Origin of the sequence: Pseudomonas sp. D47 (assembly GCF_045447305.1) — a bacterium.
GTDB lineage: Bacteria > Pseudomonadota > Gammaproteobacteria > Pseudomonadales > Pseudomonadaceae > Aquipseudomonas.
The window spans coordinates 103252-118720 of record NZ_JBJGXU010000012.1 but is presented as its reverse complement, the minus strand read 5'-3'; the positions used below and the strand labels follow the sequence as shown (position 1 = coordinate 118720).

The following is a 15469-nucleotide window of genomic DNA, read 5'->3' as shown; positions in this document are numbered from 1 at the left end:
GCCATGACCCGCTATATCGACGTCAACGACCTCTGCTACCTGGTCTCGCAAAAAGGCCTGCAAACCTGCATCACGGAAATGGCCGAGTACATCCGCGCCGACTACCTGCGCTGGCAGGACTTCGAAAAATGCGCGCGACTGGCCAACCACTCGCCGGACGGCGTGATCGAGCTGATGCCGGTGTCCGACACCTCGCTGTACGCCTTCAAATACGTGAACGGCCACCCGAAAAACACCCTGGCCGGCATGCTCACCGTGATGGCCTTCGGTGCCCTGGGCGATGTGGACACCGGTAAGCCGGTGCTGCTGGCGGAAATGACCCTGACCACCGCGATCCGCACCGCAGCCACTTCAGCCTTGGTCGCCCGCTACCTGGCGCGCGACAACAGCCGCAGCATGGCACTGATCGGCAACGGCTCGCAGAGTGAATTCCAGGCCCTGGCTTTCCACGCCATGCTCGGCATCAACGAGATTCGCCTGTTCGACATCGACGCCAAGGCTACCGCCAAGCTGGCGGCCAACCTCAAGGCGTTCCCGGCGATCAAGGTGATCCTGGCCGGCAGCGTGGCCGAAGCGGTGAAAGGTGCGGATATCGTCACCACCGTGACGGCGGACAAGGCCTACGCGACCATTCTGACGGATGAAATGATCGAACCCGGCATGCACCTCAACGCCGTGGGCGGTGACTGCCCGGGCAAGACCGAGCTGGACCGACGTATCGTCGAACGCGCCCGGGTGATCGTCGAGTACGAACCGCAAAGCCGCATCGAAGGTGAGATCCAGCACATGCCGGTAGATTCGCCGGTGACCGAGCTGTGGCAAGTCATCAACGGCCAGCAACCCGGCCGCGAAAACGCGCGCCAGATCACCCTGTTCGACTCGGTGGGTTTTGCCATCGAAGACTACTCGGCGCTGCGTTACGTGCTCGACGTGGCCAAGGCACTGGATATCGGCAGCACGCTTGAGCTGGTGCCGGACCTGGCCGACCCGAAAGACCTGTTCGCACGCCTGGCGCAACAACCGCGCGCACAGCAGAAAAAGCGCGCCTGAGACCGCTCTGGCCTGCCGCTTTGCGCCCAGGGCGGGCCACAACTTACACCTTAAAAAGCCGATTCAGCGCATGCCGCAGCCGATTCCGCTGCATTGCGCTTTTTAACAGCGCAATTCGCGCTTTATGCACGGGGTAAACGACACAAAAAACGCACCACCATGAAGCATTCTCTGTGCCCAGCGGACTCACTGCGCTGAACACACCTGTTGTGCCAGGCGGGCGTGTTGTGGCGAGCGGGCTTGCCCCCTCGCCACAGAAAAACGCCTTCACAACAACAAAAGCCACACCGAAAGAACGTTGCTTTATCCAATAACTGCCCTGACATCAATTACAAAATATAGGGACGCCCCATGACTCCACTGCGATCACTCTTCGCTGCGTTGCTGTTGCCACTGTGCGCCAGCGCCGCCCACGCCCAAGACTGGAAAGAAATCCGCTTCGGCGTATTCCCCGAGTACCCTCCCTTCGAATCCGTAGCCGCCGACGGCAGCCTGCAAGGTTTTGATATCGAGTTGGGCAACGCCATCTGCGCCAAGCTCGACGTCAAATGCACCTGGGTGCACAACGAATTCGACGGCATGATCCCAGCCCTGCGCGCGCGCAAGTTCGACGCGATCATGTCCTCCATGGCCGTGACGCCGGCGCGCGAAAAAGTCATCGACTTCACCGACCGACTGTTCCTCAGCCCCACCTCGGTGATCACCCGTAAAAGCGCCGACTTCGGCGACACCCCCGAATCCCTGAAAGGCAAGCAAGTCGGCGTGCTGCAAGGTTCGCTGCAAGAAGCCTACGCGCGGGCGCACCTGGCCAAGCTCGGCGCCCAGATCAAGGCGTACCAGTCCCAGGAGCAGAACTACGCCGACCTGCAGAACGGCCGCCTCGATGCCACCCTCACCGACAAGCTCGAAGCGCAGCTCAACTTCCTGTCCAAGCCTGAAGGCGCCGACTTCAAGACCGGCCCGGCCTTCAAGGACCCGACCCTGCCCCTGGACATCGCCATGGGCTTGCGCAAGAACGACGCTGAGCTACGCGCGCTGATCAACAAAGGCATCGCCGCCGTCCAGGCCGATGGCACTTATGCGCAGATCCAGAAGAAGTACTTCGGCGATCAAGATATCTACAACGAGTAACCTGTGGGAGCGGGCTTGCTCGCGAATGCGCAGTGTCAGTCGCTGAATGTGTGCCTGATAAACCGCCTTCGCGAGCAAGCCCGCTCCCACAGGGGAATGTCTGCGTCCTTTAGAGATACCCCCCATGAACGAACTCCTCAACCTGCAAGGCTACGGCCCGATGCTCGCCCAGGGTGCCTGGATGACGGTCAAGCTGGCGTTCCTGGCGCTGGCACTAAGCCTCACCCTGGGCCTGATCGCCGCCAGCGCCAAGCTCTCCAGCGTCAACTGGCTGCGCGTGCCGGCCACGCTCTACACCACACTGATCCGCAGCGTGCCGGACCTGGTACTGATCCTGCTAATTTTCTACAGCCTGCAACTGTGGCTCAACGACCTGAGCGAAGTGTTCGGCTGGGACTACTTTGAAATCGACCCGTTTACCGCCGGGGTGATCACCCTGGGCTTTATCTACGGCGCGTATTTCACCGAGAACTTCCGTGGCGCGATCCTCAGCGTGCCGGTCGGCCAACTGGAAGCCGCGACCGCCTACGGCTTGAGCCGTTGGCAGCGGTTTCACCTGGTGCTGTTCCCACAACTGATGCGCTTTGCCCTGCCGGGCCTGGGCAATAACTGGCTGGTGCTGCTCAAGTCCACCGCACTGGTGTCGATCATCGGCCTGTCGGACCTGGTTAAAGCCGCGCAAAACGCCGGCAAGAGCACCAACGAACCGTTGTATTTCCTGATCCTTGCCGGCCTGGTGTACCTGGTGATCACCACCCTCTCCAACCGCATCTTCAAGCGCCTCGAGCGGCGCTATAACCTCGGCATCAAGGGGATGGCACGATGATCGAACTGTTCCAGCAATACGGCCTGGCCTACCTGTTCAGCGATGGCGCGGGGTTGTCCGGTGTGGCCATGACCTTATGGCTGTTTATCATCTCGGTGGTCGCAGGCTTTGCCCTGTCGATCCCACTGGCGCTGGCCCGCGTGTCGGAGCACTTCTGGCTGCGCTGGCCGGTGGAGGTCTACACCTACCTGTTTCGTGGCACGCCGCTGTATATCCAGTTGCTGATTTGCTACACCGGGCTGTACAGCCTGGAAGTGGTGCAGGACAACGCCCTGCTCAACCAGTTTTTCCGCAATGCGCTGAACTGCACGCTGTTGGCATTTGTGCTGAACACCTGCGCCTACACCGTGGAAATCTTCGCCGGGGCGATCCGCAATATTCCCCATGGCGAAATCGAGGCGGCGCGCGCCTACGGTCTGCACGGCTGGCGGCTGAACCTGTTTGTGGTGGTGCCCGCCGCGTTGCGCCGAGCGTTGCCGGCCTACAGCAATGAAATGATCCTGATGCTGCACGCCACTTCCCTGGCATTCACCGCTACCGTCGCCGACATCCTCAAGGTGGCCCGCGACGCCAACGCCGAGACGTTCCTGACGTTCCAGGCGTTCGGTATCGCCGCCCTGCTCTACATGCTGCTGTCCTTTGCACTGGTGGGCCTGTTTCGACTGGCCGAACGTCGCTGGATGCGTTTTCTTGTTCCTACCCGAGGCTAACCCATGAATCAGTCCGCGCAGGCTCTGGCTACTTATCCTGTTGATGTAGCGCCTTCTGCACAAACCGTCGCCCACACGGCCGCGATCAAGCTCCAGGTCGAAGGCATTCACAAACGCTACGGCGACCACGAAGTGCTCAAGGGCGTGTCCCTCAATGCGCGCCAGGGCGATGTGATCAGCCTGATCGGCGCCAGCGGCTCGGGCAAAAGCACGATGCTGCGCTGCATCAACTTTCTCGAACAGCCAGACGCCGGGGTGATTACTCTCGACGGCATCAGCATCGAAATGCAGCCAGGCCGCGCCGGCACCCGCGCGCCGCAGCAGGCGCAATTGCAGAACCTGCGCACGCGCCTGGCCATGGTGTTCCAGCACTTCAACCTATGGAGCCACATGACCGTGCTGGAAAACATCACAATGGCCCCGCGCCGCGTGCTGAATGTCAGCGCGGCCGAGGCAGAAAAACGCGCGCGCATGTACCTGGACAAAGTCGGCTTACCGGGCCGTGTGGCAGACCAATACCCGGCGTTTCTCTCCGGCGGCCAGCAACAGCGCGTGGCCATCGCACGGGCGCTGGCGATGGAGCCGGAAATCATTCTGTTCGACGAACCAACGTCAGCGCTGGACCCTGAACTTGTAGGAGAAGTCCTCAAAGTCATACAGACGTTGGCCGAGGAAGGTCGTACCATGCTGATGGTCACCCACGAAATGGGCTTTGCCCGCCAGGTGTCCAGCCAAGTGCTGTTCTTGCACCAGGGCCGTGTCGAGGAGCAAGGCGGCGCCGAGATTCTCGACCACCCCAGCAGCGAGCGCTTGCAGCAATTTCTTTCCAATCGTTTGAAGTGAACTCATGGATACCAAGGCCAACGGACCCCACTCTTCCCCTGCGCTGGACCGCATCGATGAGGCCATCATCGACGTGTTGCGGCACCAAGGGCGTATCACCTACGAAAAACTCTCGTCGCTGGTGCATTTGACGCCCAGGCCCTGCCTGGAACGGGTGCGCAAATTGGAACGACGCGGCGTGATTCGCGGTTACGGGGCGATCATCGATGTGCAGATGGTCTCGCCGGGGCTGTCGCTGCTGGTGCTGGTGGCCTTGTCCAATCAGAGCGGGCGCTCGGCGCAGAAGGCTTTCGAGGCGTGCGTCAAAGCTTGCCCGCAGGTGTTCGAATGCCAACTGATCAGCGGGCCGTTCGACTACAGCCTGCGCATGCGCTGCCGCGATATGGAGCATTACCGGGTGCTGACGGAGACGTGGTTGAATAATGACGAGTTGCACATTGATAAGTTGGTGGCGCATCCGGAGTTGGCGGTGGTCAAAAACACCGCGACTGAGCTGGCCTGAACACCGTCCATCGCTATAAATCGCTCCCACGCAGAGCGTGGGAACGACCATCATGTTGCAGTTTGAAACACCACGATGTTATACCGAGCTTACTGCTGGTTGGCCGTTTCAAGGATGAACACCATCAAAACGTCATTATTGATTTGCGCACTGTTCACTTGCCTCCTCTCGCCTGCCGCTCAGGCAGCCCCACCCGGCAGCGACGCTTCAGCCGCGTGGTTTAAGGTAGTCGTCGGGATATTGTCGGGGGCTTCTTGTCAGAATCGCCTGGTGCCTGCAGAACGAGAACGGTGTATTCGCAAAAACCGCGAACAGGCCTGTCGTGATTTCCCGGAGGGCATCGAGAAAGAGAACTGCCTGAAAGAGCTGCCTGGCGTTGCAAGCCAACCCACCCCTTCAGGCACTCAACCTTCCGGCGCCGATTACGCATTGAAGAATGTGATACCTGCCAGCACTCAAGACTTTCGCCCGCCGGTTAAAACCGATGACCTGGATTCGCCGCTGAAGCAGTTCATCAGCCCTCCCGCGCAAAGCCCCACCCCGCGCACGAACTAAACAACAGCTCCCGCATTGATAGGGTTCGCAATTCGCTTACCGGGCTTGGCGCCTACAAGCTTCGCCTGCCCATCTTTCTGTTTGCCCGTCCGCGCCTCACTGATCAACCCCGGGATCAACTTACCCTCCGGCAAGTTCTTCCAGAACCGGCTGGGCAAGTGCCCCTCCATTACCTTGGGGTTCAAGCGCGCCGGGTTGAAGATGTGGCTGTAGTAGGTCAGCCACATGGCGCTATGCGGGTCTTCGACATTTTGCGCCAGTTGCTGCCACGCCTCGGGGCACTGCCGTTGATGAATCAACTGCTCACCATCGTAGTAAACCCCATCCAACGGCGTGGCGATCATCCAGCGATGGCGGCCCATGCGCCCGATAAAGTGCTGGCTGGCTGATTTCAATATGTCGTGGGCCGGCTCATGCCAGGCCACGTACTCCGGCAGCTCAGGGCCAGCCTCTGCGGGCACGGCAATAAACCGCACAAATGCATGCAAGTGATGGGCTTCGCGGCTGACCTGCTTGATCCGCCGCTGTAATTCGCTGCCCAGTTTGTCACCTGCCAGCATGGCCGTACGGTCGCCATGACTGACCCGCCACAACACCTCGTAGAGCAAACTCCAACGCTGATCGCCGTGATAGCAAGCCGCCGATTCCAGCAGTTCCAACAAGGCTTTGGGAATCCGCGCCTGGAACGGCCCAAGCTGTTCAGGAATGGACTCGTCGGTGGCAAACAGGTCCGCCACGTGCACCTCACCCCAGCTTACTTTGCTGGGGTCGACCTGATGGCTGAGCAGCCAGCGCGCCTGCTCACGCCAGGTGCTGAACAGGTTGTCGCATTCCAGGCTGATCATCCCCACAACCCCATTTGCTGTGGCTGCGGGCGATCGCGCAGTTGCTCGCGCAGCAGCACGCTGGTGCTCTCGGCCTGTTGCGGGTGGTAGTCGCTGGTGATGAAAAACGGCTTGGCCTTGGCCAGCACGCAGCGCATGCGCGCCAGGTCTTCGAAACGGATCTTGCGCTCGCGGCGCAGGTCCACCAGGCGCTGAGTGGTGCGCAGGCCGATGCCGGGGATTCGCGCGATCAAGGTCGGTTCGGCGCGGTTCAGATCCAGGGGAAACACCTCGCGATGCTCCAGGGCCCAGGCCAGCTTGGGGTCGATATCCAGCGCCAGATGGCCCGGCCCTTGGAACAGTTCGTTGGCACTGAAGCCGTAACTACGCAGCAGAAAGTCCGCCTGGTACAAGCGGTGTTCGCGCATCAACGGCGGCGCGGCCAGGGGCACGCTTTTCGGGCTGTTGGGGATGGGGCTGAACGCCGAGTAATACACGCGGCGCAGCTTGTAGTTGCCATACAGCGCTTCGGCGCCATGCAAGATGGTGCTGTCGTCGGTGTCGTCGGCGCCGACAATCATCTGCGTGCTCTGCCCGGCCGGGGCGAAACGCGGCGCGCGTGGCTCGTTGAGGACGGTTTGCTCGCCGGTATAAATGGTCTGCATGGCTTGCTTGATCGAAACGATCTGCTTCTCCGGCGCCAGGGTTTGCAGGCTGGCATCGGTGGGCAGTTCGATATTCACGCTGAGCCGGTCAGCATAGCGCCCGGCCTCGGCGATCAGCGCCGGGTCGGCTTCGGGAATGGTCTTGAGGTGAATGTAGCCGCGAAAGTCATGCTCTTCGCGCAGCAGTTTCGCCACCCGCACCAACTGTTCCATGGTGTAGTCGGCCGAACGGATGATGCCGGAACTGAGGAACAGCCCGCTGACGCAATTGCGCCGGTAGAAATCCAGGGTCAGGGTGACCACCTCCTCCGGGCTGAAACGTGCACGGGGCACGTCGCTGGAGCGGCGATTGACGCAGTATTGGCAGTCGTAGAGGCAGAAATTGGTCAGCAACACCTTGAGCAGCGACACGCAACGGCCGTCCGGGGTGTAGCTGTGGCAGATGCCCATGCCATCGGTCGAACCCAGGCCGGCTTTGCCTTCGGAGCTGCGCTTGGGCGCGCCACTGCTGGCGCAGGAAGCGTCGTACTTGGCGGCGTCGGCGAGGATGCTGAGTTTTTCGATCAATTGCATGGAGGGCTACCGATACTGGTTTTTTGTACAGTATCAGCGAGCCCCCGATGTCACAAGTGTTGCCTGTCAGCTCGCAGTGGCGAGCAACACGTCCTGCACCGAACGCGCTTTGCCACGGTGACGGTCATGCTCATACAACGACGCCGCAATCTCATCCGCGCGAATCGGCAGTACCGACAGCAAGGTATCGCTCAACCCATGGCTGGCCTGGCTGAAGCCCTGGATATAGATGCCGGCCTTGCAGCGCTCGTCGGTGACGATGCGGTAGTCGCGCGCCACCTCGAAGTCGCCCATGTAGGCTTCCAAGGGTGCCAGCAGTTCGCGGTGCATCTGGCGTTCGTAGCCGGTGGCCAGGATCACGGCATCGTAATGGCTGACACTGGTTTCGCCGCTGGCGTTGTTGCGCAAGGCCAGTTCGATGCCCAGCGGGCTGGCGCTGGCTTTCTCGACCACGGTCATGGTGCGGAAAGCCTGGCGAGCAACGCCGGAGACTTTCTGGCGATAGAAAATGCCATAGATGCGCTCGATCAGGTCCAGGTCCACCACCGAATAGTTGGTGTTCTGGTATTCCGCCACCAGGCGCTCGCGCTCGGCGCCGACTTGCTGGAACACCAGGTCAGTAAACGCCGGCGAGAACACTTCGTTGACGAACGGGCTGTCATCGGCGGGCTTGAGCGCCGAACCGCGCAGGATCATGTCGACCTGCACCGATGGGAAGCTGTCGTTGAGGTCGATAAAGGCTTCAGCCGCGCTCTGACCACCGCCGATGATTGCAATGCGCATCGCCTTGCCTTCAACGCACGGCTGTTGGGCCATACGCGCCAGGTATTGGGAATGGTGGAACACCCGGCCGTCATCCTTGAGGCCTTTGAACGCTTCGGGTACACGCGGTGTGCCGCCGGCGCTGACCACCACCGAACGGGTGGTGCGCACATGCTGGTCACCCTGCGCATCCCGGGAGATCACGCGCAATGCTTCAACCTGTTGCTGATGCAGGATCGGCTCGATGGCCAGCACTTCCTCGCCATAGCTGGCCTGCGGCTGGAACTGCCCCGCGACCCAGCGCAGGTAGTCGTTGTACTCCATGCGGCACGGGTAAAAGGTGCCCAGGTTGATGAAGTCCACCAGCCGGTCATGGGCTTTGAGGTAGTTGACGAAGGAGTACGGGCTGGTGGGGTTGCGCAAGGTCACCAAGTCCTTGAGGAACGAAATCTGCAGCTCGCTCTGGGTCACCAGGGTATTGCCGTGCCAGCGGTAGTCGGCCTGTTTATCGAGAAACAGAACGTCCAGTTTGCCCTGGGCTTTTTCGCGCTCCTGCAGGGCGATGGCCAGCGCCAGGTTCGAAGGGCCGAAACCGATACCGATCAGGTCGTGAACCGCGGGCGAAGCAATTGCCTGTGTCATTCCAGTGTCCTCTGGATAAGCCCCTTGGCGGTGGGGCGGGAATACCTTCAAGACCTGAACAACAGGTCATGTGTTGATAGGAAACGAGGACAATGAAATAAAATTTAACTGATCGTTGATCAGTGCGCTTCCCACTCACGCATGCGCACCCGGCAATGCTTCATGGCGTTGACGATATGTTTTTCCACCACGCTGCGGGAAATACTCAGGCGCTCGGCGATTTGCAGGTGGGACAGGCCCTCGAGTTTGCGCAGCAGGAAGCTGTCGCGGCAGGCCGCCGGCAGTTCGGCCAGGGCACGTTCGAGCATTTCCAGGCGTTGGCCCTGATCGTGGCTGACATGCGGTGAACTGGGGGCGAAACGCCCTTCGTTATCGAGCACCTCAAGGGGTTCGCACTGGCGCAAAGCGTTGCGCCGGTGGCCGTCGATCACCAGGTTAAGTGCCGTGCGGTACAAAAACGCGCGCGGTTGGTCGATCGGCGTGTCGCTTGCGCGCTCCAGCACCCGGACATAAGCGTCATGCACCACATCCTCGGCCACCTGACGGTTGCCCAGCTTGGCGTTGAGGAAACACACCAGCTCGCGATAGTAGTTTTCCAACATGACTCCCGGCCGCCAGGGGAGGCGGCATCTAATCCTTGAGTGCTAAAGAAGGCAGGCCATGAATGATGGCAGTTTGAGTACGTGCAATTTATAGTAATTCTCATCTAGTTTTAAAGAAGTCTTGCATTAACGTACGATTTTTTTATTCGATAGAGCTGTTACCGCGTATGTAAACACCTAAATTCTCGGGCAATTTTCTCGTATAACTGTCAGCCCTCCGCCAATGCGGCCTCAATTTCCTGGCTGGAACCAACGCATGAAACGCCCTCGCCCCGCCCGACGCGCCCTGCTTGTTGTCGCGTGCCTGTTCCCCATCCTTGCGGTGGTGGCCTGGCAAGTGCTGCCGCCGGGCCGCGACAGCCTGCCCACGGTCACCGTAACCCGCGGCAACATTGAAAACAGCGTCACCGCACTGGGCACCCTGCAACCACGCCGGTATGTCGACGTGGGCGCCCAGGCGTCCGGGCAGATCCGCAAAATCCACGTGGAAGCGGGTGACCACGTCGAGGAAGGCGAGCTGCTGGTGGAAATTGACCCCGCCACGCAACAGGCCAAGCTCGATGCCAGCCGCTACGCCATTGAAAACCTCAAGGCCCAGTTGCAGGAGCAGAAAGCCCAGCACGAACTCGCCCGCCAGAAATACCAGCGCCAGCAACGCCTGGTTGCAGGCAACGCCACCCGCGAAGAAGACGTGCAAACCGCCAGGGCCGAACTAACTGCCACCCAGGCCCGGGTCGACATGTTCCAGGCGCAGATCCGCCAGGCCCAGGCCAGCCTGCGCAGTGACGAGGCTGAGCTGGGCTATACACGCATCTACGCGCCCATGAGCGGCACCGTGGTGGCGGTGGACGCGCGGGTCGGCCAGACGCTCAACGCCCAGCAACAGACGCCGCTGATCCTGCGCATCGCCAAATTGTCGCCGATGACCGTGTGGGCCGAGGTGTCCGAAGCCGACATCGGCCACGTTAAACCAGGCATGAGCGCCTATTTCACCACCCTCGCCGGCGGCAAACGGCGCTGGACCAGCACCGTGCGCCAGATCCTGCCGATCCCGCCCAAGCCGCTCAATGAAGCCAGCCAGGGCAATGGCAGCCCCAACAGCACCAGCAAAACCGGCAGCGGCCGCGTAGTGCTGTACACCGTGCTGCTGGACGTGGACAACAGCGACAACGCGTTGATGGCCGAGATGACCACCCAGGTGTTTTTCGTCGCCAGCCAAGTCAAGGACGCCCTTACTGTGCCGGTCGCCGCCCTGCTCGGCAGCCAAGGCAGCGACAAGCAGATCGCCCGGGTCGTGGCCAAAAACGGCGCCATCCAGGAACGCGAAGTGCGCCTGGGCATCAGCGACCGCCTGCGGGTAGAAGTGCTGGACGGCCTGAACGAAGGTGATCACCTGCTGATCGGCCCGGCCGACGGCAGCGGAGGTTGATTTGACCACGCCGCTGATTGAACTCAAGAACATCTGCAAATCTTACGGCGGCGGCGACAGCCCGCAGGTCGATGTATTGCGCGGGATCGACCTGTCGATCCATGCCGGGGAGTTCGTCGCCATCGTCGGCGCCTCGGGCTCCGGCAAATCCACGCTAATGAATATCCTCGGCTGCCTCGACCGCCCCACCGTGGGCGACTACCTGTTCGCCGGGGAAAACGTCGCGCACCTGGACAGCGACGCACTGGCCTGGCTGCGCCGCGAAGCCTTTGGTTTCGTGTTCCAGGGTTACCACCTGATCCCGTCGGGCTCGGCCCAGGAAAACGTCGAGATGCCGGCGATCTATGCCGGCATCAGCGCCGCCGAACGCCACGCCCGCGCCAAGGCCCTGCTCACCCGCCTGGGCCTGGCTGACCGTACCAACAACCGCCCGCACCAGCTCTCCGGTGGCCAGCAACAGCGCGTCTCGATTGCCCGCGCACTGATGAACGGTGGGCATATCATCCTCGCCGACGAACCCACCGGTGCCCTCGACAGCCACAGCGGCGCCGAGGTGATGCTGCTGCTGGATGAACTGGCAAGCCAGGGCCACGTGGTCATTTTGATTACCCACGACCGCGAAGTCGCGGCGCACGCCAACCGCATCATCGAGATCAGCGATGGCCTGATCATCAGCGACTCAGCGCGCAGTGACACCCACGTGCCCGTCACGGCCAACAGCGACGCACTGCAAGCCGTGGACCTGCGCCAGCGCCTGGCCGACGGGGCCGAACACAACGGCGCCTGGAAAGCCGAACTGCTGGACGCGGTGCAAGCGGCCTGGCGGGTGATGTGGATCAACCGCTTCCGCACCGCGCTGACGCTGTTGGGGATCATCATCGGCGTGGCGTCGGTGGTGGTGATGCTGGCGGTGGGCGAAGGCAGCAAGCGCCAGGTCATGGCGCAGATGGGCGCGTTCGGTTCCAACATCATCTACCTCAGTGGTTCATCGCCTAACCCGCGTACGCCGCCGGGCATCGTGACCCTCAACGACGTCGCGGCCTTGGCGGAACTGCCCCAGGTCAAGCGCATCATGCCGGTCAACGGTAGCTACGCCGGGGTGCGCTTCGGCAACCTGGACTACCTGGCGTACGTGGGCGGCAATGACGTCAACTTCCCGGAGATTTTCAACTGGCCGGTGGTTGAGGGCAGCTACTTCACTGCGGCCGACGAGCGGGCCGGGGCTACGGTCGCGGTGATCGGCCATCGTATCCGCGAGAAACTGTTCAAGAACGTCGCCAGCCCGCTTGGCCAATACATCTTGATCGAAAACGTGCCATTCCAGATCATTGGCGTGCTGGCGGAAAAAGGCTCCAGCTCCGGCAGTGAAGACAGCGACGACCGTGTCGCCATCCCCTACACCGCCGCCAGCGTGCGCCTGTTCGGCACCTATAACCCCGAATACGTGGTAATTGCCGCCGCCGATGCGCGCAAGGTGCATGAGGCCGAACAGGCTATCGACCAGTTGATGCTCAAACTGCACAATGGCAAGCGTGACTACCAGCTGACCAACAGCGCTGCGATGATCCAGGCCGAGGCGCGCACGGCGAACACGCTGTCGTTGATGCTCGGTTCGATTGCGGCAATTTCCCTACTGGTGGGCGGGATCGGCGTGATGAATATCATGCTGATGACCGTGCGTGAACGCACCCGCGAAATTGGCATTCGCATGGCCACCGGTGCGCGTCAGCGCGACATCCTGCGCCAGTTTCTCACCGAGGCGGTAATGCTCTCGGTGGTCGGCGGTCTGTGCGGCGTCGCATTGGCGCTGCTGGTCGGCGGCGTGCTGGTGCTGGCCGAAGTGGCCGTGCAGTTTTCCCTGGTGGCGGTATTGGGCGCATTTGGCTGTGCGCTGGTCACCGGTGTCGTATTCGGCTTTATGCCGGCCCGTAAAGCTGCCCGGCTCGATCCGGTTAAGGCGTTGACCAGTGAATAAACAAACCCTCACACCGCGCTTGTCGGTGCTCAGCCTGTGCCTGTTGCTCAACGCCTGCGCCGGTAACCCGCCTGCCGTCGACAGCGGCATTGCGCCGCCTGCTGCGTGGCAATACGCCGAGCGAGAGGCAGCCCAGGCGACCAACCAGCGCTGGTGGACACAATTCGGCAGCCCGCAACTCAACCGCCTGATCGATCAGGCGCGGCGTGACAGCTATAACGTGGCCGCCGCCATGGCGCGGGTGCGCCAGGCCCAGGCCAGTGCCGTGATTGCCGGCGCGCCCTTGTTACCCGAGGTGAATTTCAACCTCACCGCCAGCCGTCAAAAGCTGCTGCGCGGCAGCGGCAACTCGACATTGGATGCCACGCAAAGCGACAAGACCGTCGACAGCTTCGGCGCCAATCTGACGGCCAGCTATGAAGTGGATTTCTGGGGTGGCCGCGCCGCCGCCCGCGATAGCGCCGTGCAAACCCTGCGCGCCAGCGAATTCGACCAGGCCACGGTAGAGCTAACCCTGCTCAGCAACGTGGCCGACCGCTACGCGCAAACCCTCGCTGCACGCCAACAACTACAGATCGCCGCGTTGAACCTGGCGAACGCGCGCAATGTGCTCGACCTGGTGCAAACCCGCTTCGATGCCGGCTCCGCCACTGCCCTGGAACTGGCCCAACAGAAAAGCCTGGTGGCCAGCCAGCAACGGCAACTGCCGCTGATTCAGCAAGTGGCGCAAGAATCGCAGATCACGCTGGCCGGCCTGCTCGGCCAGCCCGTGCAAGCCCTCAACCTGGGTACCGAGCCATTCCAGGCGCTGACTTGGCCGACCATTGGCCCGGGCGTGCCCAGCCAACTGCTGAGCCGTCGCCCTGACCTGGCCCAGGCCGAAGCACAGCTGGCCGCGGCCAGTGCCGACGTCACGGTGGCACGCGCGGCGATGCTGCCCACAGTGACCTTGGGCGCGACCCTGGGCTCAGGTTCGGACAAGGCCGCAGACATTTTACGCAGCCCGTTCTACACCCTGACCTCGGGCCTGGTGGCGCCGATTTTCAACAATGGCCGTTTAAGCGCCGAACGCGACAAGGCTCGCGCGCGCCAGGACGAGCTGCTGCAAACCTATCGCGGCGCAATCATCAATGGCTTTGCCGACGTGGAGAAATCCCTCAGCAGCATCACGCGCCTGGATGAGCAGCGCCAATGGCAAGCCGAAGAATTGCTGCAGGCCCAGACCGCCTTCCAGATCGCCGAAAGCCGCTACCAGGCGGGTGCCGAAGATTTGCTGACTGTGCTGGAAACCCAACGCACGCTGTACGCGGCCCAGGACTTGAACGTGCAACTGCGGCTGTCACGCCTGCAAGCCAGCATTGCGCTGTACAAAGCATTAGGCGGCGGCTGGAACGCCGACACCCGATAACAAAACTCCGATTTCCTACACAAACCGTTTAATAAACCTACATTCGTCTACCCCTGGTACTTGGTAAAAAGCCGTCCTCAGACGTCTGCCCGGTACCTCTAGATGAAACCCAGCGTTTTTGTAAAAAGCCTGGCGTGCCTCTGCCTCTGGCTGATCGCAGGCCGGGGGTTTGCCGAGCCCCTGATCGCGCCCACCGCGATTGACTGGCTGTTGGATTGCCCCTTCCCCGCCTTTCACCAACCGGACCCCGAGGTGCTGGATCGCACCCAATGCGGCAGCGTGAGCGTGCCCCGCGACTATGCCGCGCCCAAGCGCGGCAACGTGCGCCTGGCCCTGACCCGTGTCGGTGCCCGGCACCCGCTCAACCGCGAAGGCGTGGTGTTCATCCAGGCCGGCGAGCCGCAAAAAGGCCAAGGCGTTACCTTTGCCATCCATTTGGTCAGCCGCTGGGAGTCCTACGCCACCCAGGCCTATCGCACCTTGACCAACCGTTATGACGTGATTGAACTGAGCGCCCGCGACCTGAGCGAGGAATCCGGAGTCGAGCAAGCTGCGCGAGATATGGAATTTGTACGCGCACAACTGGGCGAGGCGCAGCTCAACTACCTCGGCAACGCCGATGCCACCCGGCTCGGCAGCCGCTATACGGCGTTGTTTCCCGAGCGCGTCGCACGCATGGTCTTGGTCAACGCCGGGCGAGCTGAGCCACCGCCCACCGGCGTCGAGCAATTGCTGCTCAAGGACTCGACTAAGCCCGGCACCGCCACCGCCGGGTGCGTCAACCGCTGGGTGGGCGATTTCCTGGTATCCGGCAAACAGCCACCCGCCTCCACACGCTGCCTCGACCTCGGCAGCTGGGAATAGTCACCGCGTTTACGACCTCTTAATGCCGAAAACGACACCCTGCGTTGACGCTCTCGCCCAATCGTTATTAAGTACTATTAATCCGCATTAATAGGATCAATAGACCAC

At 61.7% G+C, this 15469-nt stretch carries 15 protein-coding genes; 11 read left to right on the top strand and 4 right to left on the bottom strand.

Going from position 1 to position 15469, the window contains the following annotated elements:
• Nucleotides 1-3 precede the first annotated feature (3 nt).
• The 7 genes from ACI77I_RS11290 to ACI77I_RS11260 all read left to right on the top strand — a co-directional run bounded on the left by ACI77I_RS11290 (nt 4) and on the right by ACI77I_RS11260 (nt 5617).
• The gene (locus tag ACI77I_RS11290; protein ID WP_406997516.1) at nt 4-1050 is read left to right on the top strand and encodes an ornithine cyclodeaminase; all 1047 of its coding nucleotides are present in this window, start codon (nt 4-6) and stop codon (nt 1048-1050) included.
• A 351-nt stretch (nt 1051-1401) separates the two neighbouring features.
• The gene (locus tag ACI77I_RS11285) at nt 1402-2181 is read left to right on the top strand and encodes an ABC transporter substrate-binding protein (RefSeq protein ID WP_242150861.1); all 780 of its coding nucleotides are present in this window, start codon (nt 1402-1404) and stop codon (nt 2179-2181) included.
• Nucleotides 2182-2305: 124 nt separating this feature from the next.
• On the top strand, nt 2306-3007 hold the full coding sequence (locus ACI77I_RS11280) for an ABC transporter permease (RefSeq protein ID WP_406997515.1): 702 nt from the start codon (nt 2306-2308) through the stop codon (nt 3005-3007).
• Nucleotides 3004-3717: an ABC transporter permease gene (locus ACI77I_RS11275; protein WP_094951334.1), complete on the top strand. Its 714-nt coding sequence runs from the start codon at nt 3004-3006 to the stop codon at nt 3715-3717. The genes ACI77I_RS11280 and ACI77I_RS11275 overlap by 4 nt, the downstream gene beginning before the upstream one ends.
• A 3-nt stretch (nt 3718-3720) precedes the next feature.
• Nucleotides 3721-4560 (top strand): ABC transporter ATP-binding protein, encoded by an 840-nt coding sequence (locus ACI77I_RS11270; RefSeq protein WP_242150867.1) that lies wholly within the window; start codon nt 3721-3723, stop codon nt 4558-4560.
• Nucleotides 4561-4564: 4 nt separating this feature from the next.
• Nucleotides 4565-5062, top strand: coding sequence for an Lrp/AsnC family transcriptional regulator (locus tag ACI77I_RS11265; protein WP_029296543.1), 498 nt, complete (start codon nt 4565-4567; stop codon nt 5060-5062).
• A 114-nt stretch (nt 5063-5176) separates the two neighbouring features.
• On the top strand, nt 5177-5617 hold the full coding sequence (locus tag ACI77I_RS11260; RefSeq protein ID WP_406997514.1) for a hypothetical protein: 441 nt from the start codon (nt 5177-5179) through the stop codon (nt 5615-5617).
• On the opposite strand, the gene ACI77I_RS11255 is transcribed toward ACI77I_RS11260, so the two are convergent.
• The 4 genes from ACI77I_RS11255 to ACI77I_RS11240 all read right to left on the bottom strand — a co-directional run bounded on the left by ACI77I_RS11255 (nt 5614) and on the right by ACI77I_RS11240 (nt 9685).
• A complete protein-coding gene (locus ACI77I_RS11255; RefSeq protein ID WP_094951332.1) occupies nt 5614-6462 on the bottom strand; it encodes a TIGR03915 family putative DNA repair protein in 849 nt (282 codons plus the stop codon). The genes ACI77I_RS11260 and ACI77I_RS11255 overlap by 4 nt on opposite strands.
• On the bottom strand, nt 6459-7679 hold the full coding sequence (locus ACI77I_RS11250) for a putative DNA modification/repair radical SAM protein (RefSeq protein ID WP_094951331.1): 1221 nt from the start codon (nt 7677-7679) through the stop codon (nt 6459-6461). Before ACI77I_RS11250 ends, ACI77I_RS11255 begins: the two co-directional genes overlap by 4 nt.
• Nucleotides 7680-7745: 66 nt before the next feature.
• Complete coding sequence (locus ACI77I_RS11245) at nt 7746-9083, bottom strand: lysine N(6)-hydroxylase/L-ornithine N(5)-oxygenase family protein (protein WP_094951330.1); 1338 nt, start codon at nt 9081-9083, stop codon at nt 7746-7748.
• 119 nt (nt 9084-9202) lie between these two features.
• Nucleotides 9203-9685, bottom strand: coding sequence for a sigma-70 family RNA polymerase sigma factor (locus ACI77I_RS11240; RefSeq protein ID WP_094951329.1), 483 nt, complete (start codon nt 9683-9685; stop codon nt 9203-9205).
• 256 nt (nt 9686-9941) lie between these two features.
• Between ACI77I_RS11240 and ACI77I_RS11235 the strand changes: the two genes are divergently transcribed.
• From ACI77I_RS11235 to ACI77I_RS11220, 4 genes are all read left to right on the top strand, one after another.
• Nucleotides 9942-11114, top strand: a complete 1173-nt coding sequence (locus ACI77I_RS11235) for an efflux RND transporter periplasmic adaptor subunit (protein WP_094951328.1) — start codon at nt 9942-9944, stop codon at nt 11112-11114.
• 1 nt (nt 11115) lies between these two features.
• Complete coding sequence (locus ACI77I_RS11230; protein WP_406997513.1) at nt 11116-13089, top strand: MacB family efflux pump subunit; 1974 nt, start codon at nt 11116-11118, stop codon at nt 13087-13089.
• Nucleotides 13082-14497, top strand: a complete 1416-nt coding sequence (locus tag ACI77I_RS11225) for an efflux transporter outer membrane subunit (protein ID WP_406997512.1) — start codon at nt 13082-13084, stop codon at nt 14495-14497. The genes ACI77I_RS11230 and ACI77I_RS11225 overlap by 8 nt, the downstream gene beginning before the upstream one ends.
• A gap of 102 nt (nt 14498-14599) precedes the next feature.
• Entirely contained in the window at nt 14600-15361 is a 762-nt protein-coding gene (locus ACI77I_RS11220) for an alpha/beta fold hydrolase (RefSeq protein WP_094951325.1), read from the top strand.
• Nucleotides 15362-15469: the final 108 nt, after the last annotated feature.